The organism is Variovorax sp. GW531-E2, from assembly GCF_059423125.1.
This window is the reverse complement of the sequence record NZ_JBWKXQ010000010.1, coordinates 40950-67546: the sequence shown is the minus strand read 5'-3', so window position 1 is coordinate 67546 and position 26597 is coordinate 40950. Positions and strand designations below refer to the sequence as shown.

Here is a 26597-nt window from a genome sequence, read left to right as displayed (position 1 = left end):
TCGTGGGTCTCAGCTCAAAAATGAGCTTTCTCGCAGAGCACATTGCCGACCATTTGGCTCACTACAGCAAGCTTTCCGGCGCGAATTCGCTGGTGAGCAGCAACCAGATCTTTTGCCAGAATTTCGCCTCGGGTTCGTCCGGATGAACGGGCCCCTCGCCGCCGGCCGGTGTCGTCCACTCGACCGCCTGTCCTTCGGACAACCGCACTTGATGCGCCGCCTGCATCTTGGACAATGCAGCCAGACGAGCAGCGTCTTCGGCGACTTCCGCAACATGGATCGCCAACGCGCTTTCGGTGTTGATGCGATCGGAGCGGGGGTCGAAATTCATCGAGCCGACGAACAACTCCTTTCTGTCGATCACCAGCGATTTGGTATGCAGTCCCCCCACAGACAGTCCAAAGAGCTTGCGCTGCTCTTCGCGTCCGGCGCGCTGCGGGCTCAACTCGAACAGCGCAACACCGGCCGCCAGGAGCGCTGGTCTGTAGCGCCGATAGGCCCCGTGTACGAGCGGCTGATCGGTTGAAGCGAGTGAGTTGGTCAACACGCTGACCTTGACACCCCGGCGAACTGCTTCGGCGAGAAGGTCCACGCCGGCTCGGCCCGGAATGAAATAGGGTGAAGTGAGCAATATCTCCCCTGACGCGGCACGGATGTGCTCCAAGGCGTTGAGCCTCACGAGGTTGGAGCCATGCTCCTGTCTTCCCTGGGTCTGTGATGCGGAAAGTGCCTTGCCAGGCAGGTCCGCGTAGGATTCCCCGTCGCCCCACGCCAGATGCACACGGCCGGCAGTGAACTCCTTCGCCACCGATGAGCGGCCCAGCGCGTCGGGTGCATCGGCACCAGCCAGCGCCGGAGCCGATGCAGACTGGGTCAGCGCCTCGAAGCGATCGCGCAGTGCGTGCGCGGGCGCCGATCGTGCGGCGACGTATTCGATGGGCACGGTGGCGGCGCTGTTCCAGTAAAGGTCGAACTGGCGAGACATGTCACCGACGACTTTTCCCGCAGCCAGCACATCCAGGTCGATGAAGTTGCCCGCGTCATTGCGCGTGAAATATTCGTCGCCGATGTTGCGCCCACCGGTGATCGCCCAGGCTGCATCGGCGACGAACAGCTTGTTGTGCATCCGGTGATTCAAGCGCCCAAAGAAGAATGGCGATGCCGCGAACCGAGCGAACACGCCGCCCTCCCTCAACGCGAACGGGTTGAAAAGCCGCACCTCGACGCGCTCGTGCGCGCCCAGGCAGGCCAGCAGTTCGTCCTGACCCTGTGTGTACAGATCGTCGATCAACAGCCGCACCCGAACGCCCCGCGCCGCGGCGTCTCGCAAGGCCCGCATCATCTCGCGACCCGTGGCGTCGGATTGAAAGATGAAGTACTGCAGGTCCAACGACCGCGTGGCCAATCGCGCAAGCTCAAGGCGTGCCTGTAGCGCGTCCGGCCCGGAGGGCAGCAAACGAAAGCCACTGGCTCCTTGCGCCGCGCGTGAGGCTTCTAAGACATTGGACAGCGGCGCGTCTGCCGAGGCGGCAAGTGTGTGAGTGGGCGACGACGGAGGCGACGGAGGCAACCCGAGGCAGCCGGACAAGGCGAGCAAGATGCTCGCCATCACAACGCGCCAAAGGGGAGTCAGTCTGTTCAAAATCTGTTGCTTCATGTCGAGCGGTTTTGTCGCGCACGTGAGGTTGGAGAGCGCGGTTATCGAGCAAGCCGAGGAATTTAAGCCGAGTTTCGGCAACCGCGGACCGCGTTCTCTGAAAAGACGCGCAACGTCTCCCGGATGCTGACTCCTCTCACTTTGACCCCAGCAAGATGATGATGCGCTGCGTTCCATAGGGCGCGAAGAGGTGCGTCCAAGCGCTTGCGGCATGAGAAGTCGATACCGCCTTCGATCGCTGCGGACTCGGGTTCGACGGCAGATGAAGTATTTGTAATCCGCCTGTGCGGCCATCGACGGATTGGATTTCTAGACTGACGACAGGGAGATCAACCGACGGCCTACCGAGAGCATCCGGGCTGTCATGGCTTTTTAGCCCGGCATGCACTCACACGGTCAAAGGAGAGTGTCATGTCGTCAGAACGTATAGGTTCAGCGCTCGCCATGGTCGTAAGCGCAGTTATTCTCGCGCCCCCGACCTACGCGGAACCGTCCCACTTCGCGCCAACTGAAGCGGGTGTGGTTTACCACCCCGAGCATGCAGGGCCGGCCAAACCTCGGGCCCAGATCACCGCAGAACTCGAAGCCGCTCAGAAGCATCCGTTCTGGACATGGGCGAGCCGCTATGGCGCCCCATGGCCTGTCGCCAAGAGCGGTCCGGGGAAGACGCGCGATGAAGTCCGAAAAGAGACCCTTCAGGCGATGCGAGACGGCACCATTCCGTCCGGCGAAAGATAGTCGTGAGCGCACCTGCTGAGCAACGAGTGAGGAGGGGTGCTTCCTCAGCAGGTGCCCACATTGATTGCCGGCTGGCTCGCCACGAAGCCGGAGAGTGACGCGGCGGGACTGCGAAACGCGAGGTTGCACGCGTCCGCTAGGGACTGCAGCAGTCTTGCTGCGCTTGGATTGGTGGGCATTTCGCCGAGCCGAACGAGCAGAACACACAGCAGTCGCCGCATTTGGGGCGAAGCAAGATCTTGCAGTTCTCGCACTCGTAGAAGAACTGGCAGGCGTCCACAGGCATCTCCTCACGCTTCGCGTGGCCGCAGCTCGGGCATGTCAATACGGACTCGAAACTGATTGCGCCATGCAATCTTTGTCTACGCGTCATCGGTGCGCCCTCCCATCCACGCAGCCATTCTTGCCGCGTCTCTTGCGCGTTGGCGACAGAAGATCCCACAGCGATACGCCGATCATCAAAGCCAGCCCTGCGTACAGCAACTCGGCGGTCCACCGTTGGCCGACGAAGAGCAGCATGGCCGCGAGCACTATCGCTGGACCGATCATGCCCATCAAGCCGCGATGCCATTGACGATGGCGATACCAGCCGACGGCATTGGCCACCAGGGCAACGCTCGCGAACAACGGCAGCAGTGTGGTGAGAAACAGGCCTTCGTAGCCGCTGAAGATGCCAAGGCCCGCCGCAGCTCCCAGGCTTGCCAGAGCAGGGAAACATGCTGGGCATGCCGCGGCCGAGACAATGCTGCCCAGGGCGCCGGCCTTGTCGGCCATCCGTGCGATCCATTCCATCGACTGTCCTCATGTCTTCCGAAAGGTCCACAATACTTCCGTAGTCAAGTACGGAGTCAAGCGGCATGGATCAACTAACCATCGGCGCGTTCGCTCAGGCCGCAGGGGTGAATGTGGAGACCATCCGCTTCTATCAACGCAAAGGTTTGCTGCCGCAGCCGGACCGGCCTTATGGCAGCATCCGGCGATACAGCCAGAAAGATGTGGCGAGAGTTCGATTCGTGAAGTCTGCGCAGAGCTTAGGTTTCAGCCTCGACGAGGTCGCTGGATTGCTGACGTTGGAAGATGGCGCCCATTGCAGCGACGCCCGCCGGCTCGGAGAGCAAAAACTCGCCGACGTGCGTGCCAAGCTGGCGGATCTGCATCGCATCGAATCGGCCTTGTCGACCTTGATTGACGACTGCTGCGCGAATGGCACACGCGGATCCTGCCCATTGATCACTGCGCTGGAAAAGTAGGCTCTGCGGGTGGCAAAAGGTCTCCTGCCAAAAATCGGTGCGCGGCTTCGCTTGATAGCATCAGTGCACCGTAATCAACCGAAGGAACTTCGCTGTCAATTCTGCAAGGCATTCAACAATGGGCCCGGCGTGTCAAGCGGGATGCGGTGACGCTGTGGTTCGCCTATCGGCATCCAAAAACCCCTTGGCACATAAAGGCGCTTGCTGCATTCGTCGTCGCCTACGCTCTCAGCCCGATCGACTTGATCCCGGACTTCATTCCCGTGCTGGGGTATCTGGACGATGTGCTCTTGTTGCCCGGTCTGATCTGGCTGACGATCCGACTGCTGCCTCGGGATGTCCTCGCTGATTGCCGCGTCACGACGGACGAATGGATGAGCCATGGTGAAGGCAAGCCGCGCAGTTTTTGGGGTGCTGCGCTCATCCTTGTGATTTGGGTCGGTGCCGGTGTCGTGTTGTGGCGATGGCTTCGACAAGGCTAGGCCGATCAATGAACATGACGTTAGGCCGCACCTGGCACGCTATTCATGCCACGACCGCGTGGGAGCACCATGAGGGGGTTCAACTGGTGTTGCGGGGCCGCGGTGCAGCTTGTTGCGAGTTGCTTACACGGGACCAACGTTCCGTGATGCCTAAGTAGTGTGGTGTACAGAGGGCTGTTGGCTGCCGCCGGGCAAGAAACATCTCGTCCCGCGTGGCTTTTACATCGACAGTCAAACGATCAACAATCACTTCTATGAAGCGCCTGCATGGTGATCCTCGCCCGGCCTTGCGGTCGACGCTCAAGCGACTCGAGCGAGTCGCTGCTTCAGTGCTGTTGGTCATCGGCGCTACGGCGTTGATCGGTTGGGTGGTTGTCGAGCTCTACGTCAAAGTGGTCACGGCAGATTGACCACCGCGAGCCGGTGCTGTGACGCGTTGTCGCATTTTTCACTCTCACGATGGCCAGCGCGGATGATCGTCATCGATGACGTAGACGTGCGCGTGCCGTGCACCACCGTTGCCGGTTGAATGTGCCTGTTGCAGATGCGGGTGGTCGCGAGGCAGATCGTCATGACTGTGCGAGATTTCGGCCGTGTCCTGTTCGCGCCAAAGGTAAGCCGCAAGCAATACTGCACCGCCCGCCAGCAGGCCTAGCGCGACAAAGCTCATCGCCACTCCGGCCGTGGCACCCAGCCACCCCGCCAGCGGATAGGTGATCAGCCAGCACGCATGCGACAAGGCGAACTGCGCGGCAAAGAGCGCCGGCCGGTCTTCTTCGTGCGAAGAGCGCCGCAGCAGGCGCCCAGACGGTGTCTGCGCCAGCGAGTAGCCCAGGCCGAGCACGAACCACAACGGCAGCAATGCCGCATACCGGGTGGCGGCCACAAAGCCCACGAGAAGACCGACGGCGATCAGCCCTGCGCCACTCAGCATGACTCGCCGCTCCGGCAGCCGTTCGAGCAGCTTGGGCAGCGCCAATGCCACGAGCATCGAGCCCGCGCCGAAGAGAGCAAGTGCCATTGCGGTGGAAGTCTGTGTCAGGCCGAAGCCCGATTGAACGATCACCACGGTGTTGACGATCACCATCGCACTGCCGGAAGCGATCGCAAGGTTCAGCGCGAGCAGGCCCTGCAGGCGCGGTGTGGCCAGGTAGATCCGCAGTCCGCGCGTGGTGCGTTCGTAGATGCCGCGCTTCGGCGGCACCTTGGCCTTCGGCAATACCGCGGAGACAACCAGTGCGGCCGAAGCCAGGAAGCCCACGACAGTGCCGCCGAACAGGCTGTGATAGCTCACGACGGTCAGCAGCAGCGCCGCCAACGCTGGGCTCGCCAGGCTCTCCAGGTCGTAGGCCAGTCTGGACAGCGACAGCGCGCGCGTGTAGTCCTCCTCCTTGGGCAGTACATCGGGAATGGTCGCCTGGAAGGTGGGCGTGAACGCGGCCGAGGCCGACTGCAGCACGAAGATCAGGATGTAGATTTGCCAGATCTGGGTGACAAACGGCAGCGAGAGCGCCACGACGGCGCGCACGAGGTCGAGAGCGACCAGCACCGCGCGGCGCGGCAGCCGTTCGGCAAAAGCCGAGGCGATCGGCGCAACGCCGATGTACGCAACCATCTTGATCGCCAGCGCAGTGCCCAACACAGCGCCAGCGTTGGGGCCGGCCAGATCGAAGGCCAGCAAGCTCAACGCCACGGTCGCGAGGCCGGTGCCGACCAGCGCAATCACCTGCGCGAAAAACAGGTGTCGGTAGGTTCTGTTTCTAAGTACGTCCAGCATGTAGCGCCTTTTCTTGATTCCTTGGAGTTTTCTCGGCGATTCAGGCAACGATCAGGAAGTCGCGGCGATCTGTGGCGCCACGTCTCCCGCGCAACTTCGCAGCTTGACATAGACAGGCGCACCTTTTTCGAAGCGCGCCTCAGGCGACAACGCAACGATGCGTGTCCTGCGGTGGTTGAAGTCCACATAGGACAGCAATGCGTACGTCCGCGTGGCCAATTGTTCGGCCGTCGCACTGCTGCGACAGTCGTTCAGAGAGGACCGGCTCAGCGCCGAGGCGGCGCCAATTTCCTCGACCCGCGCCTTGCGCCAGCCGTCGCTGAAGGGATACTTTCCCTCGTAGACGGTGGCGCAGCCCGCGAGCGCAACGCCGATGAGGCCGACAGCCGCACCCATGGCGCGGCGACGTTGAATATTCATGGTCGATCTCCGACGGCCTGCGGGCCGGCATGCGCCACGCCCGCGGACCATGCAGACTTCACTTTCCCGAGAAATTCGAGGCGATGTAGTTGCCAGGCAGGCTGAGGAAGACGTAGAGCGTGCTCTTGTCGGCTTGCGTGACAGACGCATTCTTGAAGCTCACCTTCCACTCCTTGCCCTTCTTGCCGTCGATCTGTTCGACTTTCTCCACCTTCACGGCTTCCCAGCTCTTGTCGAGCTTGCCGCCGCTGACGAGCGAAGCCTTGCGCTGGGAGGCGCAATCGACCGCGACCTTCTCCGATGCAGGCGTGTTGCCGTGGAAATGGCAGCTGCCGCCCTCCGAGGCCATGGTGGAACCAGCGCCTGCGAGGGCTGCAAACGAGGCCAGGGCCATCGCGATTTTCTTCATTGAGTCATCCTTTCTTGATGATGGTTAGTCGAGGGAATCCCTGCCAGGATCGGCAGTCTTTCCAATCTCCATGTCCTCGTGCGCGTGGTTGTGCTCTTGGTCAGGGAAACGGAAACCGTTGGGATCTGAGTCGTGCTGGTAGCCATGCAGTTGCATGAGCAGCAGCAGCACGCCGGCGTAGACCAGCGCAAGATTGGCGGCGAAGCTGAAGCGCCGAAACGATGGGCGATGACGCCAGAGCGCCAGCAGTGCGACCATCACGGCCAACGCGGCGATCTGGCCGATCTCGACGCCGAGGTTGAAGCTCAGGATGCGGATCAGCATCGAGGTGCTGTCATCGCCGAGCGGCAGTTGCTGCAGCCGCGTGGACAACCCGAAGCCGTGCAGCAGTCCGAAGCCGAACACTGCCACCAGCAGGTTGGGCGACTTCATGTCGAAGTACTTCTGGAAGCCGCCGTTGTTGTCGAAGCCCTTGTAGATGACGCTGATCGCGATGATGGCGTCGATCAGGTAGTAGTTCCAGGTGATCTTGAAGTACGTCGCGAACACCAGGGTGATGCAATGGCCCAGTGTGAAGACGGTGACGAACTTGGCCACGTCCTTGAAGCTCGTGAGGAAGAACACCACGCCGAACAGGAACAGCAGGTGGTCGTAGCCGGTAAGCATGTGCGTGGCACCAAGGCCGACGTACTGCAGGTAGCCGCCGCTGAGCATGCGCTGGCGGTCGGCTTCCGAGATGCCGTGGGCAAGCACGTCAAAAGGCAGGCCGATCAGCAGCGCCAGCACAGCGAGCGCCAGCAACGCGAGTTTCCGGTGAGGGATCAACATCAAATCTCTTTCAATGGACAAGGGTTTGGAAAATGGGTGAGGCAAAGCGAACTCACTCGAGCGCCAGGTCCCAGATCAGGTGCGCGTCGATGAGGAGCCGATAGGTCGCACGCAGCGCGTCGGCACGGGCCTCGAGTGCTGCGCGGGAAGCCTCGAGGAACTGGCGCCGGGCCAGCAGCAGCGATTGCAGGTCCGCCTCTCCCAGCGAGTACGCGCGCTGCGTGAGCCGCGCGCTCTCGCCGGTGGCCGTTGCGCCGCGTTCGGAGAGTTGCCAGCGTGCGAGATGGCCGGTGGCGTCTGCATAGGTCTCGGCCACCGCCGCTTCCAGCTCGCGCTTCTGCCGATCGACGGCTGCGCGCGCCACCTCGACCTCCTGCAGCGCCTGCTTCATGCGCTCGTTGCGGTAGGTGCCGCTCAACGGAATGCTGACGCTGACGCCCACGATGCGTTCCTTGCGGAAAGCCTCCGACGCTGCGAAGACACCGACGGTCGGATCGGGCACGCGATCGGCCGAGGCACGTGAGGCGGCAAGCTCGGCCTTGCGCAACTGCCCTTCGGCGATGCGCAATGGATCGGCGGCTTCCAGCACGCGCTCCAGCCACCGGGCCTCCGCCTCCGCCGGCGGGCGCGGATCAGCCATCGGCTGCGCGGGCAACTGGGCACCCGGGAACCGAACGCGCAGCTTGGCCCGCGCCTTGGCGAGGTTGGAGGCCGCCAGACTCGCCTGGCGCTCCACGTCCGCGAAGTCGGCCGTGGCCACGCTGACATCCAGCGCCGAGGCGTCGCCCGCTTTCTTGCGGCTTTCCACGGCCTTCAGGTTGGCCTGCGCAAAGGACTGCTGCTCCAGGAAGAGCTTCTGAGCCTGCGCCGCAGAGAGCCCGTCGATCCACAGGTCCAGCAGGGAGCGCGCGGCCTCGTGGACAGCCTCGCCGACCTTGGCCTGCGCGATGACCTGCTCCGTTTCGCCGAGCTGCCGATCGAGATCCGCCTTGCCGTTGATGCGGATGGGGCGCTCGAGCTGCGCGTGCCACTCCTTGGAGGCGGGGCCACCCTCGTCGAAGCTGCGCCGCTGCACGGCGAGCCGCGTGGTCCATTCGTTCGGCGACGCGGCAATCATGGCTGCCGAATGGCCCGCGGCCGCCTGGGCGCTGCGGGCCTCGCGGACGGTCGGGTCCTGCTCGATCCATTGCCGTGCTGAAGCGGTGGGAGGCAGGTCGGGCGGTGTCGCCTGGTTCTCGGCGAGCACGGGCAAGGCCCAGGCGATCATTGCGATCCCGGTCCAGAACTTCATTTGATTTCTCCCTCGAAAGCCACGGGCGTGGCCCAGTAGCGGATACCGGTGCCAGCAAAGTCGCGTTGAAGACGCTCGAGCAGGTGCGCCAGGGCCTCCCCGCTCAGCAGGACCTGGATCTGCATGGCGCGGCTGCGGCCCATGACCTGTTCCTGTGCGCTCAAGCGGCCATGCGCGGCGCCGTGGCTGTGAATCTGAACGCTGGTGAAAACTTCACTGCCTTCGCTCTCCAGCAGAGCGTCGAGCAATTTCTCCTCGACCGCGGGCGGGCAGATCAGGTTCAGGCAGTACTCATGCATGACGCACCTCCAGCGTTGGATCGTCGCGCTGATCGCGCGCATAGGCGAACCGCAGGTACAGCAGCGGCAGAAGAATCAGCGTCAAAGCGGTGGCCGTGATCAAGCCGCCGATCACCACGATCGCCAGCGGGCGCTGGATCTCGGAGCCCGGTCCGCTGGTGAAGAGCAACGGCACCAGGCTGAAGGCGGTGATCGCCGCCGTCATCAGCACCGGCCGAAGCCGCCGTCGGGCACCCTGCGTGACGCAGGTGACCAGGTCATGCCCCTCAGCACGCAATTGGTTGAAGTAGCTCACGAGCACCACGCCGTTGAGCACCGCGATGCCCAGCAGTGCGATGAAGCCGACCGAGGCCGGCACCGACAGGTATTCCCCGGTAACCCAGAGCCCGACGATGCCGCCCACGAGCGCGAACGGGATGTTGCTGAGCACCAGCAGGGCCTGGCGCACCGAACCGAAGGTCGTGAACAGAATCAGGAAGATGAACCCGATCGCCAGTGGCACCACGAGGGTGAGCCGCGCCGCGGCACGCTGCTGGTTCTCGAACTGGCCGCCCCAGCTGATGCGATAGCCGGTGGGCAGCTTCACCTCGGCCGCCACCTTGGCCTTGGCCTCGTCGACGAAGCCGACCAGGTCACGTCCCGTGACATTGGCGATCACCACGCTGTAGCGGCTGCCCATCTCACGGTCGATCTTCACCGGGCCGCTCTCGCGCGTCAGCGTGGCCAAGCTTTCAAGCGGAACGCTCTGGCCATCGGACGTCGTGATGCGCAGGGCCGCAAACTCCGCCGGCGAGATCTTCACGCTGTCGGGCCCGCGAATCACGATCGGGATGCGCCGGTTGCCGTCGATCACGGTGCCGGCGCGCTGGCCCTCGATCTGGACCCGCAAGGCATCTTGCACGTCTTCCACCGACAGGCCGTAGCGCCCCGCGCTCAGGCGGTCGACGACCACCCGCAGGTACTGCACGCCATCGTTCTCGACGGTGTACACGTCCTGGTTGCCTTGGACCGTCTTCATCAGCGTCTCGACCTGACCCGCCAGCTCGTTGAGCTTGTCGAGCTCGGGGCCGAAGATCTTGATGGCGAGGTCGCCGCGCACGCCGATGATCATTTCGGACACGCGCATGTCGATCGGCTGCGTGAAGCTGTAGCTGATGCCCGGCATCTGATCGAGCACCTCTCGGATCCGCGCGATCAGCGCGTCCTTGTTGGCCATCTTCCATTCGTCACGCGGCTTGAGCACAAGGAAGGTGTCGGTCTGGTTCAGGCCCATCGGGTCCAGTCCGATCTCGTCGGAGCCGGCCCGCGCCACCACGCCAGTGATCTCGGGGATCTGGCTCATGAGGGCCTGATGGATCTTCAGGTCCAGTGCAGCCGTTTCTTCCAGGCTCACCGAAGGCAGCTTCTCGATGCCCACGATGATGTCGCCTTCGTCCATCGCCGGCAGGAAGGTCTTGCCGACCTGGGTGTAGACGCCCGCTGCCGCGACGAGCATGACGCCAGCCACGATGAACACGACCTTCTGGTGACCCAGCGCCCAGCCGAGCACCGGTTCGTAGAGCTTGAGCAGCTTGCGCGGCAGCCACGGATCTTCGTGCGCGACTTTCTTCAGCAGGAACGACGACAGCACCGGGATGATGGTGAGCGACAGCACGAGCGAGCTGAACAGCGCGAACACGATGGTCATCGCCACGGGCACGAAGTACTTGCCTTCCAGGTCCTGCAGCGTCAGCAGCGGCAGGAACACGGTCACGATGATCAGGATGCCGGCAGAGACCGGCACCGACACCTCGCGCACCGAGCGCAGCACCACATGCAGCCGCGGCAGCTTGCTGTCTTCCTTCTCGCGGCTGATGTGCTGCACGATGTTCTCGACCACCACGACCGCGGCATCCACCAGCATGCCCAGCGCGATGGCCAGGCCGCCCAGGCTCATGAGGTTGGCCGACATGCCCACGGCGCGCATCAGGATGAAGGTGCTCAACGCGGACAGCGGCAGGATCACGGCAACCGCGACGGCCGCGCGCACGTTGCCGAGGAAGGCGCCCAGCAGCACCAGCACGATGATCGTCGCCTCGATGAGTGCGGTCGACACCGTGCCGACGGCCTTCTTCACGAGCTCGGCGCGGTTGTAGAAGACCTTGATCTCCACGCCCTTGGGCAGGGTGGGCTTGAGCTCCGCGAGCTTCGTCGTCACGCCTTCGACCACTTTCTGGGCATTGGCGCCTGCCAGTCCGAGCACCAGGCCCTCGACCGCTTCAGCCTTGCCGTCCTTGGTCACGACACCGTAGCGCGTGACGCTGCCGTCGCGCACCTGCGCCACGTCGCCCAGCCGCGCGAGGTTGCCGTCCTTGCGGCTGACCACGATCGCGCGCAGGTCGTCCGCGGTCTTGATGTTTCCTTCGCTGCGCACCAGCAGCACTTCGCCGCCTTCGCCGAGCCGGCCTGCGCCGTCGTTGCGGTTGTTGGCTTCGATGGCGCTCTTGAGCTGCGCAGTCGATACGCCGAGTGCCGAGAGCTTGACGGGGTCCGGCACCACCTCGAAGCTGCGCACCTTGCCGCCCAGCGCGTTCACGTCGGCGACGCCCGGCACCGCGCGCAGGGCCGGACGAATCACCCAGTCGAGCAGGCTGCGCCGGTCCTCCAGCGACATCCCGTCGGCCTCGACGGTGAACATGAACATTTCGCCGAGCGGTGTTGTGACGGGCGCCATGCCGCCGCTGATGCCGGCGGGCAGATCGGCCGAGATGTTGGCCAGGCGCTCGGACACCTGCTGGCGGGCCCAGTAGATGTCGGTGCCGTCCTGGAAGTCCACCGTCACGTCCACTAGGCCGTACTTGGACACCGAGCGCAGCATGCGCTGCTGCGGGATGCCGAGCATCTCGACCTCGATCGGGCCGGCGATGCGGCTCTCGATTTCTTCCGGCGTCATGCCGGGCGCCTTCATGATGACCTTCACCTGCGTGCTGGACACGTCGGGGAAGGCATCGATCGGCAGATTGCGGAAGGCGTACCAGCCGAAGCCTGCAAGCAGAGCGGTTGCGAGCAGCACGAACAGGCGCTGTGACAGCGCGAACTGAACAAGGCAGTTGAGCATGTCAATTGCTTCCGCTCTTGCCGAGCCATGCCGCCTTCAGTGCGATCACGGAGCCGGTCGCAACCTGCTGGCCGGCGCGCAGATTGCCCGTGACCTGGACCGACTGGCCCGCGCTGGAGATGACATTGACCGGCTGCGCGACGAAGCCCTTTTCGGTTCGGACGAACACGTAGGCCTTGTCGTCCTGGCGGGCAATCGCTGGCAGAGGCAGCGCCCAGCCGGCGGTGTTCTCTGCGAACGGGACCTTGACCTGCACGACTTCGCCGGGGCGCAGCAGCTCGCCGCCGCCCACCACCCGAGCGCGCAGCGTGACCGTCTGGTTGTCGCTCACCGTGGCACCAACCGACATCGGCGTCGCGCTGGCTTCGCGCCCGACCACCGTGATCGAGCCGGCGGACTTGCTCGAGAGGGCCTGCTGTTGACGGTCGGATGGGATCTGGATGTCGAGCCAGAGCTGCGCCGTGTTGACCAGGCGCAGCAGGGAATCCGAACCTTGCACGCGCTGCCCGGCTTTCACGTCGAGACCGACCACCGTCCCGGTGCTTCTGGCCCGCACGACGAGGCCGTCCTGCAGGTTGCCAGCGTCACCCATCTTGCGGATGGCTGCGGGATCGACCCCGGCGAGGCGCAAGGAGGCTTCGGCAAACCGCAGGCGGGCCGCGGCCTCCTGATTGGCGGCATTGGCTTCCTGGACACGCCGCTCCGGAATGATCCCCTCGGAGAAGAGCTGGCGTTCGCGTGCGGCCGTCTGGCCGGTGAGCCTGGCCTTGCTGGCCGCCTCCAGCAACTTGAGCTGCAGGTCGCCGTACTCCGGGCTGCTCAGGCGCAGCAGCGGCTGGCCGGCCTTGACGGGCTGCTGCTCGTCGACGAGGAGTTCTTCGACCCGTCCACCGAACGGGGCGCTGATGACCTGGTTGCCGCTGGGGGGCACCACCACGCGGGCGGGATAGGCCATGCCGCTGATCGCCGATGGCTTTTCCAGCGGCGCAAGCGTGATGCCGAGGGCCTGCATCTGTGCGGCGGACACCGGGAATTCGGCGTTCGATGGCGTCGCCGCAACGGCGCTGGCCACCATGAGAAAACTGGACGCGCAGCCGAGCGCGGCGCGGCGGGCGAGCAAATAGGACATAGAAACTCCACGAGAAAGCGATCCCGTCGCGCAGTCAGGCGACGAGGAGAAGGCTGCGCGCTATGGCGCTGCCAGGGCTTCAAACGTGGAGTGAGGGCGGCGCGCGGCCGTCAGGAGGAACGGTTCGGAACAGCGGAATGGGCACCCGCTCTCGATCAGGGCGCCAGCGCACCAGCGCTTCGGCCACGGGCTGTGTGACGAGCCCGAAAAAAACGAACAGCGGCACAAGCGCCAGAAGCTTCGGCGCGGAGTCCGGACTGGCGAGCTGGATCGGGGTGCCTTGAAGCGCCGACATCGAGTGCCCGCCACCGTGATCCGTGTTGTCCGAATCGACATGCAGCGAATGGTCGTCGTCTTGAGCCACTTGCTCGAAGGACGAGTGGCCCACATCCAGCTGGCCGGCGTGGCTCGAGTAGCCTTCCGGGCCGCTTTCGTGGTGATGCGCGTGGAATGGCGAACTGATCAGGTCCACGGCGATGACCAGCACCAGCAACCAGCGCACGAGCAGCATCACCCCAGCCTTGGCGGGGGCGATGGACCTCGACAGCTGGGCGATGTTCGCGCTCACAGGTACTTCGTGATGTCTTTGAAGTTGGCGATGGCCTTACCGAAGTCGCGGGGCGACGCTGCGACTTCCTCGAGGCAGTGATCCAGGTGATCGTGAATCAGCAGTTTCTTGGCTGCGCTGATTGCTTTTTCGACCGCGTGCAGTTGCTGTGCGATGTCCGCGCAGTCGCGCCCGCTCACCATCATCTCGATGACGTTTTGCAGGTGCCCGTCTGCGCGCTTCAGGCGCTTGACGAGATCAGGATGACTTTGGTGGAGGTGTTCGCCGTGCACCGCCGCATCCTATCAGGGGGGATGCGAAACGGTCGAAAGAGGCACGCTGCGAAGGGGAATTTGTTGTGGCGGGAAACCACTCATCGACATGGCGAGCCAGAGTCCTTCTGGGCTCTTGCTCGCTCGGAATCGACGACTCAGTGGCAGTGCCTCGTGCCAGTTGCCTTTTCCTGATGGCAGCCGTTCTTGTCCGTACCACCGGAATGGGCCCAGGCCCCAAGGCTCAACGTCAATGCGACCAACGCGAATGCGATCTTCTTCATTTCGTTCTCCTCACCCCAAAGCGGGCAAGGCCGAGTCTCAACGACTATCACACCTTGCCATTAGGGGTTTGTCCCGGGGGCACAAAATCCGTGTTGGTCACCAAAGAGTGGTGTCGGTTTATTTCGACCGATATGTGGACCAGTTCTTCGTGAATACGCAGTTGGCGCTTGAAGTAGTCCGGATCCACGTCTTGGGCGGTCGCCAGCGACACGATGCACGCGTACTTGCCCTTTCCCACCCGCCAAACATGCAGGTCGCAGATGGTCGCCTTGACCGGGCTGACCTCGATGACTTCCTTGATTTCTGCGACGACAGGTGAATTCATCTCGGCATCAAGCAACACGCGGCCGGAATCGCGCAGCAATCCATAGGCCCAGATGGCCACCAGCCCAGCGCCCACGATACCCATGACTGGATCGAGCCAACTCGCGCCCCACAGCTTGCCGCCGAACAGTGCGACGATCGCCAGGACCGAAGTGGCAGCATCGGCCAAGACGTGCATGTAGGCCGAGCGCAGATTCAGATCATGGTGGTGGTGGGCGCCATGGTCATGACTCCCATGATCGTGGCCATGCTGATGGCCGCCGCGCAATAACCAGGCACAGGCCAGATTCACAAGCAGTCCTGCAACGCCAATCGCAATGGCTTCGTCGTAGTGGATGGCTGTCGGCGAGACAAGGCGCTCGACAGATTGGTAGAGCATCAGTGCAGCTACCAAGACCAGAAGAATAGCGCTGCTGTAGCCACCGAGAACCTCGATCTTCCAGGTGCCGAACGCGAAGCGGCCGTCTCCGGCGAAACGTCTGGCTGCGGCATAAGCCACGACCGAAAGGCCAAGCGCCAAGGCGTGCGAACTCATGTGCCAGCCATCGGCCAAGAGCGCCATGGAGTTGTAGACCCAGCCACCAGCAATCTCAACCACCATCATGACCGCGGTCAGCGCTACGGCCCACCGCGTGTTTCGTTCCGCCAGCGGATTGCCTTCGTCGAAGACGTGCGAATGTTGCCAGCCCTGAGCCGCGTACGAGTTTTGCATATTTCTGTCCGGCAAGCCTTAATACTACCCCCCAGTATATTCACTCGACTTAGAATGACCCAATGGCACACACCACCAAAGGGAAAAAACAGCTGTTGACGCGGGTACGTCGCATCAAAGGCCAAGCAGGTGCGCTTGAGCGCGCGCTCGACACGGATGCCGAGTGCATGGCTGTCCTTCAGCAGATCGCCGCGATCCGTGGCGCGGTGAACGGCCTCATGTCGGAAGTGCTGGAGGGGCACATCCGGGAGCACTTGGGTGCTCAAGACGTGAGCCAGGATCAGCGCGAGAGCGACATCGATGCTGTGCTGGCCGCAGTTCGTTCCTATCTGAAATAGGCGGGCATCCTCAACTTCAGCGCGCGCGCTGGGGCCGCAGGTTCGTGACGAATCCAGTGAGTGCCACAGCCAGAACCGCGAGTTGGGCGCTTACGGTCTACCAGGACGGATAGATCCCAAGGCGCGAAGAACTTCCCAATCGGCAGCCGTGCACTGGTGCGCAGCAGAACCCACGCGATGGCTCCCAGCGCCACAAACCCAGCAGCGAGGCCGACGAGCAACGGCAAGCCATTGCCGTTGGTCCAGAGTGCGGCGAAGAAAAGCACTGTCTCGAAGACTTCGCGATAGACCGCGATGAATGCCAGCGAAAACAAGAACCATGCCGTACGCTGGTTCAAGGCGTTTGAAAGCTTCTCCTTGAGGTAAATTTGCCAGCGTCCTGCGACGCTCTTCTGATGCATCCACATGCCGACCCCGAGTAGGACGATAGCGGCAAACAAGGACGAGAACCCCTCAGTGAGTTCGCGGCCCGCGCCACTGACGCTGACCAGGTACGTGGCAGCGAATCAAGTGAGTCCGCCAGCCGCAAGAGCCAGAACCCACCCGGCATGCACGTAGCGCAAGACATCCTGGCGCTCGGCCTTGCGCAGGAACGTAATCATCGCGACGACCACCAGCAGCGCCTCCAAACCTTCGCGCAGCAAGATGGTCAATGCCGCCAGAAAGGTGGTGAGCGCATCGTCTTCACCGGGCTGCAGTGCAGCGTCCATGACGACCCCATGCTACCCAGCCTCCTCTTTTGCTCTGCCCAAGTGCCGATTGCCAGCCGTCCAAGCCTGTCGCAATCAACTGACATCCCAAACTTCGACGCGCCACTGTCGTGATCGCACGTCCACCGCCGTGGCTCCGACCACATCCTCTTTCGGCAGAAGTTCCTGCTCCGCAGAGAACGCACTTATCGGATTCCAGCCGTGTTTGACAAGATTTCCGAGGCGAAAGAAGCCTTCGCCCCCAAGCCATTCCTCAATCTTGTTGCTGAAACGAACCGCTTTTTGTAAGGTTTCGGCCATGACGCTTCGTTTCCGAATTGAATTGCTGTTGGACACATTGCCGGATGGCAGTGATGCCGTTCGCCGCGTTGTTCTTGTCGACCGCGAAACCGAGTTGCAGCACGAGCTTGCAGTAGCTTTTTTGCTCGACGAATTCGGCCAGAAACCGCTGAATACCCAGATCGCAGTTCTTTTAGATCTCGCGTTCTTTCTCGAATGGCAGTTGCTTCGCACAAGGCGTGCTGAAGCTTCGAGAAAAGCGAAAGCGCCCTTCATCAGTCCAGAAAGTCGCGTGCTTGCCGGCATACGTGCACTGACGAACAGAGAAATTACTGAGTACTGCCGTTGGGCATGCCTGTCAGCCGACAAGCTCGCGACCGCCCTACAAGACGAATCCTCCACCTTCGCTCTGTTGGCAACCGGGAAAGCAGTCAAATTCGGCACGTCAAACCGCCGCATCAGGACCACCGGAAACTATGTTGCATGGCTAACGAAGGAATGCGATCCTCGGTTGGAACTCACCGCGGAGGAGCATCGAATGCTCGAGGCCAGCGCGCAGAGCATTCGAATGGAATTTCATAAGCACATCGCCACTGGCGACGATTCTGTAGAGGTGCGCTCGTTGAACGACGAACAACGGAGCAGCCTTGAGAGAGCCCTCGGGAACGGTGGCCCATTTCCTCAAACTCCAACGGGGCGGCGCGACAGCTTGATCGTGGAAACACTCCACGAGTCAGGCCTCAGGGCGGGAGAGTTACTCAAGCTCTGCTGTGTAGATCTGATTGAGTCGTGGGAATACAAACCTGGGCACTTCACCGGATGCATCAAGGTCGTCGAAGCGCAGAACGATCCCGCCGACACTCGATTGCACGAACCGGCTTGCAAGACGGGGGGTGGCTTGGTGCCGATCTCCACATCACTCGCGACCAAACTCATTGAGTACGTCGTTGGCGATCGTGAAGCGGCCGTCTTCAAATCAAACTCTACGACACCCTTTCTGTTTGTGAACCATGAGGGCAAGTACGAAGGAAGCCCTCTCGGTCGAAGGAACCTGAATCGCATACTCGCCAAACTCAAATCCTTCGAATCGCTCCCATCCACCATCTCGCCTCACGTCCTGCGACACACCAACCTCAATCACGTATACAAGACTGCGACGTCAAAAGGCCGTGACGCTCGTGAAATCGTGATCCAACGAGGTCGATGGTCTACGAAATCAACAATGCCGGATCGATACGCCGCTCGTGCAATCGAAGAACGCTCGGCTGAACTCGTTCAGCAAAGAGACCGCATCATTTCCTGACGAGGTTGCGGCATGTACGGCCCATACACCGAGTTCGTCGTCGGGAGCGATGAAATCTTCCCCGAAGGTCTTCCAACCCACATCAGGATCATCGACGACGAGTCGCGACTCATCCGCGTAAATTTGGATGGCATGTTGCTTCCCACAACTGGCGGCATAGAAGTCGCTTTCCGGCTCAGGGATGTCGAAGATCTTCTGACGCCCGCCACAGCGACCATTTATTACGCAGTGGTTCTGGATGCCCTGGACGGCAAGCGCAAAGTCTCCACCGGGCTCCAGTGGTTCTCTCGTTTTGAACGGATGCTCAGAAGGCTGAATCTCGCCAAAAGAGCTGCATCCATCACGCTGAAGATGTACATGGAGGAAGCGCGGCAATCGTCTCCAAATGACCTGAAGACGCTCAGGAGCTTGTTGAGGTATTGGATACGTCTCGGCTATCCAGGCATCGCCCCGGATCTCAAGGCTCACATTCTGACCTCTCAATCACCGAAGAGCGCGACCTCCATCGAGATTCAGGCAAGGAAGACACATGAGCGACCATTCACGATCGAAAAGATTCGCGCGATTCATCGGCAAGTGGACGACTTGTACATCGACGGGAAGTTCAACCCGCAGCAGAACCTGCTTTGGCGTCTGATGATCTCCGAGGCTTTGCGGCCTTCCCAAATGCAACTCCTAAGGGTCAAGGATGTTTCGTTGTCCGTCAAAACTCTCGCGGTGCCCTTGGTCAAGCTCCAGGGAAAGCCGAGCCGTTCAAGGATGATGAATGTGACCGTCTCGGAGGCTGTACACGTGGCTCTTCGCGATCATCTGGCCTGGATGGAAAAGCTCTCCGGCGGCAACCTTCCTCCAGATCAGCCTCTCTTTTGCATCAACATCAACAAGCAAGCTCCTTTCCTGCAGAAGCGAACCATCGGCATCACGTCTCTGATAGTTCGCACTCGAGGGCGCATCACAGACCACATTGCAGAACTGCGTGACCTCGATCTTTTCACCAGGCGATTCAAACACACCAAACTCACCCATCTGGCAATCTTAGGTGCGCCATTGGAGGTCCTCAGGCAGGCGGCCTTTCACACCACATCTGGCTCGCTCACGCGCTACGTCAACTTGACCGACGAAATGGCTGATGCGTTTGAACGGCAGATGGATCCGCACTTCGTGCTTGTGATAAACGCGTTCAGAGGCTCGGTATTGGATGCTGGCACCGAGAAGTCCATACCTGAAGACAACCTCATCCTCGACGCCGAGTTGAACGACAGCCTGGGCGGATGCGGAGATGAACTATGCGGCGTTTTAGCTCCCGATGGTTGCTATATCTGTCCGCGGTTCAAGGCCTTCGTAGATGGACCGCACGATCAAGTTCTAGCGAAGATGGAGAAGGCGCGAGAAAGGAAAGTGCTGATGCTATTGCCAGTGGAAACGATTCAAAGAGACGACAACATCATCTCCGCGGTGAAGCAAGTCATGGAAATCTGTGAGCGCAGAAGGGAAAACGAATGCAAGGAGTAGTTCCGCTCTTCAGAAGCCAGACTGCTGCAGGCCCTGACAGATTTGAGGAGTTTTTCAGGTGGGGATGCCCCGGTGGAGTCGCAGGTTTTGACGCTGTGCACGAGCAAGGTTATGACCCAAGTGTTCCATGGTTTGCGATGGCTCCACATCGTCTGAAAGCGGGTGACAAGACCACACGACTACCGCTCATAAAACTCGAGCACCGCGCGAGGGCACGGAAGATATTCATTCGTACTCGAACAGGGCCGCCCAAGATTACCGACCCAGAGGCAATGGTTGGTGGAGACCGTTTTCTCATGTTTGCGAAGACATACATCAATGTGATGGTCATCTACCGCAATCTGAGAGGGACACCGAAGACGATCGCCCGCACCCTGGAGCTTCTAGACTGGGCCCTGCGCCAGCTCAACTCTGGAAACAACGACCCAAGCTTGCTGACGCGTGCGACCTTCGCCCTCGCCGAACAAGCCTTGACTGGCGGATCAGATTGCGTATCTGTCAAATACGATACTGGACGCGAGTTGGACTTGATTGCAGGCATGTTGCAGGGTGGCCATCACACGAAAAGCTTCAGGTTTGGCCAATACGGATTCGGCCTGCTGGCAACTCGTTTCACCTTCAAGTCCAAGGTGCCCATGCCGACGAAACGGAAAGCACAACTTCTTGATGAAGATGTGCAGAAGAAGAGCCAGTCCAGGCGGCTACCGAATGAAGTCGTAGCTGCTGTTGGACTGGCATACCGCTCCGCGCAACAGCGCTTCGGTCCGGCGCACGAAGTTACCTCAATGGCCGCATTGGTAGCGTTGCCCTTCACAACCGTGTCGATGCGTCTATCGGATCTATTGCAGCTCCACCCCGACGCCCTCAGGAGCGTTGACGGAAGGGTTCGGATATCAATTCATCGACCCAAGACCGATCTGTACCAAGAACTTCCTATCCCGAAACAACTCGAGGCTCTTGCCCAGGAACTGTTCGAGGTCGCCGCCAATTTCTCAGCGGACGCAAGAGCAGCGTTCAAATACTACATTGAGAACTTCGGTAGCTTCGAAAAGATCAATCAGCTGTATATCCCGGACCACCTGCAGAGCGATTTTTCGCAGTCGTACTTCAGAAGACCTCCGTTCGGCACCAGAAAGACTGACCCATATGTACCCGTCAGTGCCGTGGATCTAATGGCTCGTGAATACCCTTCGCTCTACGACAAGATCTCGAAGGTCATCTGCGTCAAGCTGCGCACGCTACGTGGCGTGAACCATCCCCAAGACTTCTTCCCGCAGCAGACCAGATCTCAAGTCTCAGGGCGAATCTACCTATCACACCTCGATCTGAGCGTGCTGTTCAGGGTCATCGGGGCCAAATTGCCCGGTGAAGTTCAACTGCTTGAAAAAGATATCTTCATTGATCGGGACTACTTACTCAACTCGATCTCTGCAAACGAAGGACAGAAGATCGGAATCGAACTGGCTTTTCTGGTGGCTGGGCGAAGTCTTTCCTGTTTTTCCAGCGTTGAAGAGTTGCGTAGCAGACTTTTGGCGGACTTCAAGAAGGCAAGATTCCCTCACTGGCCTTACTCATCCAGAGACAAAAAGACGCGGCTCGACGAGGTCCTCTGCGCTGCGTTTGATGGCCAGATTGATCAGGAAACTGATCACTTGGCGCGGAAGCGAGCTTGGTGGCGCCCGGTTGTCGTCACGCATTCTCGCTTTCTCAGATGGATTAGCGTGCGCTTGGGTAAACCTCCAAGACTCTTCGCGACACTGAACATCAAACTTTCGAATGGAGAATATCCATCGTTCACCCTTCACGACACACGAGCCTATCTTCAAACGCGAGCGCTAACGTTGGGAGTGAGCGAGCAATACCTTGATCTACTTGCGGGACGAACGTCAGGCACGCAGTCGGCACATTACGATTTGCGCACCCCAGCAGAGATCGTGAGCGGCTCTATCGAGGGGTTTGATCCGGCAGTCGACTTTAGTGTGACCGGCCCTGTTGCGAACGCCGCTCGAACAATTGAAGTAGTAGATCGAAAAATCTTTCTCTTTGAAAGAGCTACACCCAAGCAAATCACGGAAGTGGGGGGATGTTCAACATCTTGGTCTCTCAACCCTTGTGAACAGCATGGCGACTGCATGGGGTGTGGCCACCACGTCTGGATGAAAGGGGACAAGAAGCGCTTGCCGATCATCAAAGAAATGCATCAGCACTCGGTCCACATGATCGCGGAGGGACGCAAAAAGTTGCGATCGAGCGGGGGCCTGAAGAAGCCGATCGAGCGCCACATCAGACAACACGAATGGGTTCGCGCTCGCTGTGAAGAGATCTTCGCTGTGGAGAATGACCCCTCAATTGCACCAGGCACGATCGTGACGTTCGATGCGGCGCCAGCGGCTCTGGGCCTGTCCGAGCTCACGTCTCGGCTTCATGAGAAACATGTCGGCACGCCGCCGGAAAGAGATGACCATGGGAATGCCGAAAATTAATCGGAGGGCCGAAACGGCGATCGTCGTCATCTTGAAAGAATGGCCGACCAAGCAGCGATTGACCTGGGATTCACTAAGGAAGCAAATTGCCAAGAAATTCAAGGCTTCAGACGTGTGGTCGCGCCAATCGCTCAGCGCGAATGAGGCCATCTACAACGCATACGAGGCAGCAAAGAAACCTGATGCTGAGCGCTCGAGCGCTCCCCAGCACAGTCGGACTTGGTACGCGAAGCGAGTTATTGAGTTGGAACTGAAGGTTGCCGACCTGTCTGCGAAACAAGCTGCACTTCAGTTGCGTCACATGCAGCTAGTCCACAACGTGTCCCTACTGCCCGGTGGCATCGGGCTGCTGGCTCTTCCATTGCCCAGTAATACGCGCAGAAGGCGAGAAGATAGGTAGAAAGCCAATCTGGAGACGCTGCCAGACGACGCGGAACTGTATTCCTCTACGCTTCGCCCGGGTTGTTGTGTTCATGCGCTCGTCGATCCCCATTCGGGCGCCAAGCTCCCCGATCAGCTAGCTGAACTACCGATTGTTGAAATACCAGGCATGAGCCGGATCGGGGCCGCGCCGACTTCCGAAGGCTCATTCGGCGCAGCGAGCCAGTTGCTGACATCGTCCAGTTCGCCGGTCACCTTCGCTGGCGTGTTGAAGTCATGCAACTTTCGGTCGAGCAGGTGCGACGGCACCACATCTGTCAACGCACGAAACATGTTGTCGGAGCGCCCCGGGAAGCGTCGATCCCATTCCTGAATCATTTCCTTCATTGCTCTGCGTTGAAGGTTGGGCTGAGAGCCGCACAGATTGCAAGGGATGATCGGGAAATTCATCGCCGCCGAGTAGGCCTTGATGTCTCGCTCGTTGCAATACGCGAGTGGGCGAATGACTACATTTCTTCCGTCGTCCGAGACCAGCTTCGGCGGCATGGTTTTCAGCTTTCCACCGAAAAACATGTTGAGAAGCAGCGTCTCCAAAATGTCGTCTCGATGATGACCCAGAGCTACCTTGGTCGCACCCAATTCCACGGCGGTCCGGTAGAGGATGCCGCGCCGCAGCCTTGAGCAAAGAGCGCAAGTCGTTTTTCCCTCAGGTACCTTCTCTTTGACAATGGAGTAGGTGTCTTCCTCAATGACGCGAAACGGAACGTTTAACTGAGTCAAATATGCGGGAAGGATGTCCTCCGGGAAGTCTGGCTGCTTTTGGTCAAGGTTGACCGCTACAACATCAAAATTGATCGGAGCGACTTCCCGGAGGTAAAGAAGGCTGTCCAGCATGGTGTAGCTGTCTGCTCCACCCGACAGGCAGACCATGACGAGGTCACCTTCCTCGATCATCCCGTAGTCAACGACAGCTTGGCCGGCGAGTCGGCGGATGCGCTTGCGCAGCTTATTAAATTCAACACTCATAGAGAACCTTTCGTGGAATTGTAGGGAAGACTTGTCAGCAACGCCCTCCGATGTAAACATTGGCCGTCCTAGCGACTTTTCTTGACAAAATTCAGCGGCTGTAAAGGATCACGCCTTCGCCGCTACGACCCGTCCCTCTCGAAGGCCTCAGAGAAAGCATGTTCTTGATGGGCTCTACGTCCGATAAGCAAGGACAGCTACGCGCTGCTCGACATCCTGCTCAAGATGAAGGCGCGTGCGCCCATCCACTTCGACATCGTCGCGGTCAACCTCGACCAGAAGCAGCCCGGCTTCCCCGAAGAGGTGCTGCCCAAGTACCTGAGCGAGCTCGGCGTGGCCTTCCACATCGAGAACCAGGACACCTACAGCATCGTCAAGCGCGTCATTCCCGAGGGCAAGACCACCTGCGGCCTGTGCAGCCGTCTGCGCCGCGGCATCCTGTACCGCGTGGCCGACGAGCTGGGCGCCACCAAGGTCGCGCTGGGCCACCACCGCGACGACATGCTGCAGACCTTCTTCCTCAACATGTTCTTCGGCGGCAAGTTGAAGAGCATGCCGCCCAAGCTGGTGAGCGACGACGGCAAGCACATCGTGATCCGTCCGCTGGCCTACGTGGCCGAAAAAGACACCGTGCGCTGGGCGCAGCACCGCGAGTTCCCGATCATTCCCTGCACGCTGTGCGGCAGCCAGGAAAACCTGCAGCGCAAGCAGGTCGGCGAGATGCTGCGCGAGTGGGACAAGAAGTACCCCGGCCGCGTGGAAAACATGTTCACCGCGCTGCAGAACGTCGTGCCTTCGCACCTGCTGGACGGAACGCTGCACGACTTCCAGGGTCTGAAGGCGACGGGCGTGGCCGACGAGAACGGCGACAAGGCCTTCGACACGCCCGCTTTCGACCTGCTCTCCCAGGCACCCTCGGCCTTGCGCATCGTTCAAGGCTGACTCGGGCAACCCAGGGGACTTTGAGGGCCGCAGGCCCGGAGACCCTTATGTATCGTGCGTTTTCAGCTCTATTTTTGGTAGCAACCCTGAGCGGCTGCGCCACCTCCTGGGTGGTCGACAGCAACGTCAAGAGCTTTGCCACGCCGGGCACGACCGTGCCGCCCGGTGCCACCTACCGCTTCGAGCGCCTGCCTTCGCAGCAGGCCGACACGGCGCGCCAGGAAGACTTGGAGGCCATGGCCGCGGCCGCGCTCGACAAGGTCGGCCTGCGCCGCGACGACGTCCGGCCGCAGTACACGGCGCAGATCGGCGCGCGCGTCACGGCGGCGCTGTCGCCCTGGGCCGATCCGTGGCTGTACGGGCCCGGCCCGTGGGGCTACGGCTACGGCGGCTACTACGGCCACCGCTGGTATGGCAGCGGCTGGTACGGCGGCCCGATGTTCACGCCGCCGGCCAACCCCTGGTACCAGCGCGAAGTGAGCCTCGTGCTGCGCGAGGCGGGCGGCAGCCACCGCGTGGTGTACGAGACCCGCGCGCGCAACGACGGCCCCTACAGTTCGAGCGCGGCGATCCTGCCGGTGATGTTCGAGGCCGCGCTGCAGGGCTTTCCGAACCCGCCGCCGGGCGAGCGCCGCGTGAACATCGAGCTCACGCCGGCCGCCAAGAAATGACGCACTTCTAGAATTCGGACGGATGGAAGCCAATCTCACCCGCCTGATCGCCGTGCGCCACGGCGAAACCGCCTGGAACGTCGACACCCGCATCCAGGGCCACCTCGACATCGGCCTCAATGCCACCGGCCTCTGGCAGGCGCAGCGCGCCGGGCAGGCGCTGGCCGACGAGCCGATCGCGGCGGTCTATGCCAGCGACCTCTCGCGTGCCTGGCAGACCGCCCAGGCCATCGCCGAGCCCCACGGCGTCGCCGTGCAGCCCGACCTGGGCCTGCGCGAGCGTGCCTTCGGCCGCTTCGAGGGCATGAGCTTCGCCGAGATCGAGGCCACGCTGCCCGAGGACGCCCGCCGCTGGCGCGAGCGCGACCCCGAGTTCGAGCCCGAAGGCGGCGGCGAGAGCCTGCTGACCTTCCGCGACCGCGTGACCGGCACCGCCTCAGCCATCGCCGCGCGCCACCCGGGCCAGCTCGTGGTGCTGGTGGCCCACGGCGGCGTGATGGACGTGCTCTACCGCGCCGCCACGCGCCAGGAGTTGCAGGCGCCGCGCACCTGGCAGCTCGGCAACGCGGCCATCAACCGCATGCTGTGGACGCCCGAGGGCTTCAGCCTCGTTGGCTGGAGCGACATCGCGCACCTGGCGACGGACGCGCCGCTGGACGAGACCACGACCTAGTGGGGTGAGCCGCTTGCCTTTCTCCGCCCCGGGCAAGACGCTCCCATGAAAAGAACGAATTCCACGCCCTCGGCCTACGCCAGCTGGGACGCCTCCCAGTCGCTGTCCGCGCCGTGGATCGACGCCACGCACCTGGGAAGCTTCGTCACCCTGGGGGCCGGCGACACCATTGCGCGCGAAGGCGAACGGCACGACTACTTCTATCTCTTGCGATCGGGCTTCGTGCATTCCACGGTCCACCGAAGCAACGGCGCGGAGTTCCTGCTCGAGATCTTCGGGCCGGGTGCGATCTTCGGCGAAGGCCCGGCGTTTGCCGACAGCCCCCGGCCGACCACGACCCGGGCGGTCGCGCCGGCCCTTCTCAGCCGCTATCGCCCGGCGGATGTCGCGCAGCAGTTTTCGGCGCTGCCCGAACTCGCGACCTCATTGATCCAGCTGCTCGGCTTCAAGAACCACATGATCGTCGCCAAGCTGGCCGGGGTGGCCTCGGCGGCGCCCAAGGAGCGCGTCATCGACTTGCTGCTGCGGGTGGCGCGCCCGCCATCGACGCAGGCATCGAACAAGCTCACCGTCGATCTGACGCACGAGCAGATCGGCGCCATGACGGCCTTGAGCCGCGTCACCGTCACGCGCACGCTGAATGCGCTGGCGGGACAGGGGCTCATTGAAACGCGGGCCCGGCAGGTCACCATCCCGGATGCGCGGGCCTTGCGTTGTTTCCGTGATGCAACACCGTAAGGAAAAAGCCCACGTCCTGTATCG

The 26597-nt window shown here is 61.5% G+C and carries 27 protein-coding genes and 2 pseudogenes; 11 read left to right on the top strand and 18 right to left on the bottom strand.

Going from position 1 to position 26597, the window contains the following annotated elements; translation table 11 throughout:
* Positions 1–61: 61 nt before the first annotated feature.
* From AC07XP_RS09230 to merC, 3 genes are all read right to left on the bottom strand, one after another.
* Complete coding sequence (locus AC07XP_RS09230; protein WP_495264442.1) at positions 62–1657, bottom strand: phospholipase D family protein; 1596 nt, start codon at positions 1655–1657, stop codon at positions 62–64.
* An 874-nt stretch (positions 1658–2531) separates the two neighbouring features.
* A complete protein-coding gene (locus tag AC07XP_RS09225; RefSeq protein ID WP_495264441.1) occupies positions 2532–2768 on the bottom strand; it encodes a GDCCVxC domain-containing (seleno)protein in 237 nt (78 codons plus the stop codon).
* Entirely contained in the window at positions 2765–3187 is a 423-nt protein-coding gene (gene merC, locus AC07XP_RS09220; protein ID WP_495264440.1) for an organomercurial transporter MerC, read from the bottom strand. Before merC ends, AC07XP_RS09225 begins: the two co-directional genes overlap by 4 nt.
* 65 nt (positions 3188–3252) lie before the next feature.
* On the opposite strand from merC, the gene merR reads away from it, so the two are divergent.
* Together merR and AC07XP_RS09210 are read left to right on the top strand one after the other, a co-directional pair.
* Positions 3253–3645 carry a mercury resistance transcriptional regulator MerR gene (gene merR / locus AC07XP_RS09215; RefSeq protein WP_495264439.1) on the top strand — a complete coding sequence of 131 codons (393 nt, stop codon included), beginning with the start codon at positions 3253–3255 and terminating at the stop codon, positions 3643–3645.
* A gap of 92 nt (positions 3646–3737) precedes the next feature.
* Entirely contained in the window at positions 3738–4127 is a 390-nt protein-coding gene (locus AC07XP_RS09210) for a YkvA family protein (RefSeq protein WP_495264498.1), read from the top strand.
* A gap of 454 nt (positions 4128–4581) precedes the next feature.
* On the opposite strand, the gene AC07XP_RS09205 is transcribed toward AC07XP_RS09210, so the two are convergent.
* The 12 genes from AC07XP_RS09205 to dmeF form a co-directional block, all read right to left on the bottom strand.
* On the bottom strand, positions 4582–5904 hold the full coding sequence (locus AC07XP_RS09205; RefSeq protein WP_495264438.1) for an MFS transporter: 1323 nt from the start codon (positions 5902–5904) through the stop codon (positions 4582–4584).
* 51 nt (positions 5905–5955) lie between these two features.
* Positions 5956–6324 (bottom strand): hypothetical protein, encoded by a 369-nt coding sequence (locus AC07XP_RS09200; protein ID WP_495264437.1) that lies wholly within the window; start codon positions 6322–6324, stop codon positions 5956–5958.
* 58 nt (positions 6325–6382) lie between these two features.
* On the bottom strand, positions 6383–6733 hold the full coding sequence (locus tag AC07XP_RS09195; protein WP_495264436.1) for a DUF6488 family protein: 351 nt from the start codon (positions 6731–6733) through the stop codon (positions 6383–6385).
* Between the two features lie 24 nt (positions 6734–6757).
* Positions 6758–7561, bottom strand: coding sequence for a HupE/UreJ family protein (locus AC07XP_RS09190; RefSeq protein ID WP_435467357.1), 804 nt, complete (start codon positions 7559–7561; stop codon positions 6758–6760).
* Between the two features lie 52 nt (positions 7562–7613).
* Positions 7614–8852, bottom strand: coding sequence for a TolC family protein (locus AC07XP_RS09185; protein WP_495264435.1), 1239 nt, complete (start codon positions 8850–8852; stop codon positions 7614–7616).
* Positions 8849–9151 carry a DUF3240 family protein gene (locus AC07XP_RS09180; RefSeq protein ID WP_495264434.1) on the bottom strand — a complete coding sequence of 101 codons (303 nt, stop codon included), beginning with the start codon at positions 9149–9151 and terminating at the stop codon, positions 8849–8851. Before AC07XP_RS09180 ends, AC07XP_RS09185 begins: the two co-directional genes overlap by 4 nt.
* Positions 9144–12248, bottom strand: a complete 3105-nt coding sequence (locus AC07XP_RS09175) for an efflux RND transporter permease subunit (protein ID WP_495264433.1) — start codon at positions 12246–12248, stop codon at positions 9144–9146. Before AC07XP_RS09175 ends, AC07XP_RS09180 begins: the two co-directional genes overlap by 8 nt.
* Before the next feature lies 1 nt (position 12249).
* Positions 12250–13377 (bottom strand): efflux RND transporter periplasmic adaptor subunit, encoded by a 1128-nt coding sequence (locus AC07XP_RS09170; RefSeq protein ID WP_495264432.1) that lies wholly within the window; start codon positions 13375–13377, stop codon positions 12250–12252.
* A 79-nt stretch (positions 13378–13456) separates the two neighbouring features.
* Complete coding sequence (locus AC07XP_RS09165) at positions 13457–13945, bottom strand: hypothetical protein (RefSeq protein WP_495264431.1); 489 nt, start codon at positions 13943–13945, stop codon at positions 13457–13459.
* Positions 13942–14217: a metal-sensing transcriptional repressor gene (locus AC07XP_RS09160; protein ID WP_431509917.1), complete on the bottom strand. Its 276-nt coding sequence runs from the start codon at positions 14215–14217 to the stop codon at positions 13942–13944. The genes AC07XP_RS09165 and AC07XP_RS09160 overlap by 4 nt, the downstream gene beginning before the upstream one ends.
* Positions 14218–14354: 137 nt before the next feature.
* Entirely contained in the window at positions 14355–14480 is a 126-nt protein-coding gene (locus tag AC07XP_RS09155; RefSeq protein WP_495264430.1) for a YHYH domain-containing protein, read from the bottom strand.
* A 47-nt stretch (positions 14481–14527) separates the two neighbouring features.
* The gene (gene dmeF, locus AC07XP_RS09150; RefSeq protein WP_495264429.1) at positions 14528–15517 is read right to left on the bottom strand and encodes a CDF family Co(II)/Ni(II) efflux transporter DmeF; all 990 of its coding nucleotides are present in this window, start codon (positions 15515–15517) and stop codon (positions 14528–14530) included.
* Between the two features lie 62 nt (positions 15518–15579).
* On the opposite strand from dmeF, the gene AC07XP_RS09145 reads away from it, so the two are divergent.
* Complete coding sequence (locus tag AC07XP_RS09145) at positions 15580–15855, top strand: metal/formaldehyde-sensitive transcriptional repressor (protein ID WP_495264428.1); 276 nt, start codon at positions 15580–15582, stop codon at positions 15853–15855.
* Positions 15856–15977: 122 nt separating this feature from the next.
* On the opposite strand, the pseudogene AC07XP_RS09140 reads toward AC07XP_RS09145, so the two are convergent.
* A pseudogene (locus tag AC07XP_RS09140) lies at positions 15978–16544 on the bottom strand (FTR1 family iron permease); the annotation flags it as partial.
* A 96-nt stretch (positions 16545–16640) separates the two neighbouring features.
* Positions 16641–16865 carry a hypothetical protein gene (locus AC07XP_RS09135; RefSeq protein ID WP_495264427.1) on the bottom strand — a complete coding sequence of 75 codons (225 nt, stop codon included), beginning with the start codon at positions 16863–16865 and terminating at the stop codon, positions 16641–16643.
* Here AC07XP_RS09135 and AC07XP_RS09130 point away from each other — a divergent pair.
* The 4 genes from AC07XP_RS09130 to AC07XP_RS09115 all read left to right on the top strand — a co-directional run bounded on the left by AC07XP_RS09130 (position 16864) and on the right by AC07XP_RS09115 (position 22542).
* Positions 16864–18147: a site-specific integrase gene (locus tag AC07XP_RS09130; RefSeq protein WP_495264426.1), complete on the top strand. Its 1284-nt coding sequence runs from the start codon at positions 16864–16866 to the stop codon at positions 18145–18147. The genes AC07XP_RS09135 and AC07XP_RS09130 overlap by 2 nt on opposite strands.
* A gap of 12 nt (positions 18148–18159) precedes the next feature.
* Complete coding sequence (locus tag AC07XP_RS09125; protein WP_495264425.1) at positions 18160–19659, top strand: site-specific integrase; 1500 nt, start codon at positions 18160–18162, stop codon at positions 19657–19659.
* 296 nt (positions 19660–19955) lie between these two features.
* On the top strand, positions 19956–22142 hold the full coding sequence (locus AC07XP_RS09120) for a hypothetical protein (protein WP_495264424.1): 2187 nt from the start codon (positions 19956–19958) through the stop codon (positions 22140–22142).
* Positions 22123–22542, top strand: coding sequence for a hypothetical protein (locus AC07XP_RS09115; protein WP_495264423.1), 420 nt, complete (start codon positions 22123–22125; stop codon positions 22540–22542). Before AC07XP_RS09120 ends, AC07XP_RS09115 begins: the two co-directional genes overlap by 20 nt.
* A gap of 113 nt (positions 22543–22655) precedes the next feature.
* On the opposite strand, the gene ttcA (AC07XP_RS09110) is transcribed toward AC07XP_RS09115, so the two are convergent.
* Positions 22656–23609, bottom strand: a complete 954-nt coding sequence (ttcA, locus tag AC07XP_RS09110) for a tRNA 2-thiocytidine(32) synthetase TtcA (RefSeq protein ID WP_495264422.1) — start codon at positions 23607–23609, stop codon at positions 22656–22658.
* Between the two features lie 129 nt (positions 23610–23738).
* Here ttcA (AC07XP_RS09110) and ttcA (AC07XP_RS09105) point away from each other — a divergent pair.
* The 4 genes and pseudogenes from ttcA (AC07XP_RS09105) to AC07XP_RS09090 all read left to right on the top strand — a co-directional run.
* Positions 23739–24431: pseudogene (ttcA, locus tag AC07XP_RS09105) on the top strand (tRNA 2-thiocytidine(32) synthetase TtcA); the annotation flags it as partial.
* A gap of 134 nt (positions 24432–24565) precedes the next feature.
* Positions 24566–25162, top strand: coding sequence for a DUF4136 domain-containing protein (locus AC07XP_RS09100; protein WP_495264421.1), 597 nt, complete (start codon positions 24566–24568; stop codon positions 25160–25162).
* Between the two features lie 22 nt (positions 25163–25184).
* A complete protein-coding gene (locus AC07XP_RS09095) occupies positions 25185–25835 on the top strand; it encodes a histidine phosphatase family protein (protein WP_495264420.1) in 651 nt (216 codons plus the stop codon).
* 45 nt (positions 25836–25880) lie between these two features.
* Entirely contained in the window at positions 25881–26573 is a 693-nt protein-coding gene (locus tag AC07XP_RS09090; protein WP_495264419.1) for a Crp/Fnr family transcriptional regulator, read from the top strand.
* Positions 26574–26597 lie beyond the last annotated feature (24 nt).

Coding starts and splice junctions, on each gene's coding strand:
- dmeF (WP_495264429.1), bottom strand. CDS start 15,517: ATGCAAAACTCGTACGCGGCTCAGGGCTGGCAACATTCGCACGTCTTC.
- AC07XP_RS09155 (WP_495264430.1), bottom strand. CDS start 14,480: ATGAAGAAGATCGCATTCGCGTTGGTCGCATTGACGTTGAGCCTTGGG.
- AC07XP_RS09180 (WP_495264434.1), bottom strand. CDS start 9,151: ATGCATGAGTACTGCCTGAACCTGATCTGCCCGCCCGCGGTCGAGGAG.
- AC07XP_RS09115 (WP_495264423.1), top strand. CDS start 22,123: ATGGGAATGCCGAAAATTAATCGGAGGGCCGAAACGGCGATCGTCGTC.
- AC07XP_RS09095 (WP_495264420.1), top strand. CDS start 25,185: ATGGAAGCCAATCTCACCCGCCTGATCGCCGTGCGCCACGGCGAAACC.
- AC07XP_RS09225 (WP_495264441.1), bottom strand. CDS start 2,768: ATGACGCGTAGACAAAGATTGCATGGCGCAATCAGTTTCGAGTCCGTA.
- AC07XP_RS09205 (WP_495264438.1), bottom strand. CDS start 5,904: ATGCTGGACGTACTTAGAAACAGAACCTACCGACACCTGTTTTTCGCG.
- AC07XP_RS09170 (WP_495264432.1), bottom strand. CDS start 13,377: ATGTCCTATTTGCTCGCCCGCCGCGCCGCGCTCGGCTGCGCGTCCAGT.
- merR (WP_495264439.1), top strand. CDS start 3,253: ATGGATCAACTAACCATCGGCGCGTTCGCTCAGGCCGCAGGGGTGAAT.
- AC07XP_RS09120 (WP_495264424.1), top strand. CDS start 19,956: ATGTTTGCGAAGACATACATCAATGTGATGGTCATCTACCGCAATCTG.
- AC07XP_RS09185 (WP_495264435.1), bottom strand. CDS start 8,852: ATGAAGTTCTGGACCGGGATCGCAATGATCGCCTGGGCCTTGCCCGTG.
- AC07XP_RS09125 (WP_495264425.1), top strand. CDS start 18,160: ATGTACGGCCCATACACCGAGTTCGTCGTCGGGAGCGATGAAATCTTC.
- AC07XP_RS09200 (WP_495264437.1), bottom strand. CDS start 6,324: ATGAATATTCAACGTCGCCGCGCCATGGGTGCGGCTGTCGGCCTCATC.
- AC07XP_RS09190 (WP_435467357.1), bottom strand. CDS start 7,561: ATGTTGATCCCTCACCGGAAACTCGCGTTGCTGGCGCTCGCTGTGCTG.
- AC07XP_RS09175 (WP_495264433.1), bottom strand. CDS start 12,248: ATGCTCAACTGCCTTGTTCAGTTCGCGCTGTCACAGCGCCTGTTCGTG.
- ttcA (WP_495264422.1), bottom strand. CDS start 23,609: ATGTTTACATCGGAGGGCGTTGCTGACAAGTCTTCCCTACAATTCCAC.
- merC (WP_495264440.1), bottom strand. CDS start 3,187: ATGGAATGGATCGCACGGATGGCCGACAAGGCCGGCGCCCTGGGCAGC.
- AC07XP_RS09230 (WP_495264442.1), bottom strand. CDS start 1,657: ATGAAGCAACAGATTTTGAACAGACTGACTCCCCTTTGGCGCGTTGTG.
- AC07XP_RS09090 (WP_495264419.1), top strand. CDS start 25,881: ATGAAAAGAACGAATTCCACGCCCTCGGCCTACGCCAGCTGGGACGCC.
- AC07XP_RS09130 (WP_495264426.1), top strand. CDS start 16,864: ATGACGCTTCGTTTCCGAATTGAATTGCTGTTGGACACATTGCCGGAT.
- AC07XP_RS09135 (WP_495264427.1), bottom strand. CDS start 16,865: ATGGCCGAAACCTTACAAAAAGCGGTTCGTTTCAGCAACAAGATTGAG.
- AC07XP_RS09195 (WP_495264436.1), bottom strand. CDS start 6,733: ATGAAGAAAATCGCGATGGCCCTGGCCTCGTTTGCAGCCCTCGCAGGC.
- AC07XP_RS09145 (WP_495264428.1), top strand. CDS start 15,580: ATGGCACACACCACCAAAGGGAAAAAACAGCTGTTGACGCGGGTACGT.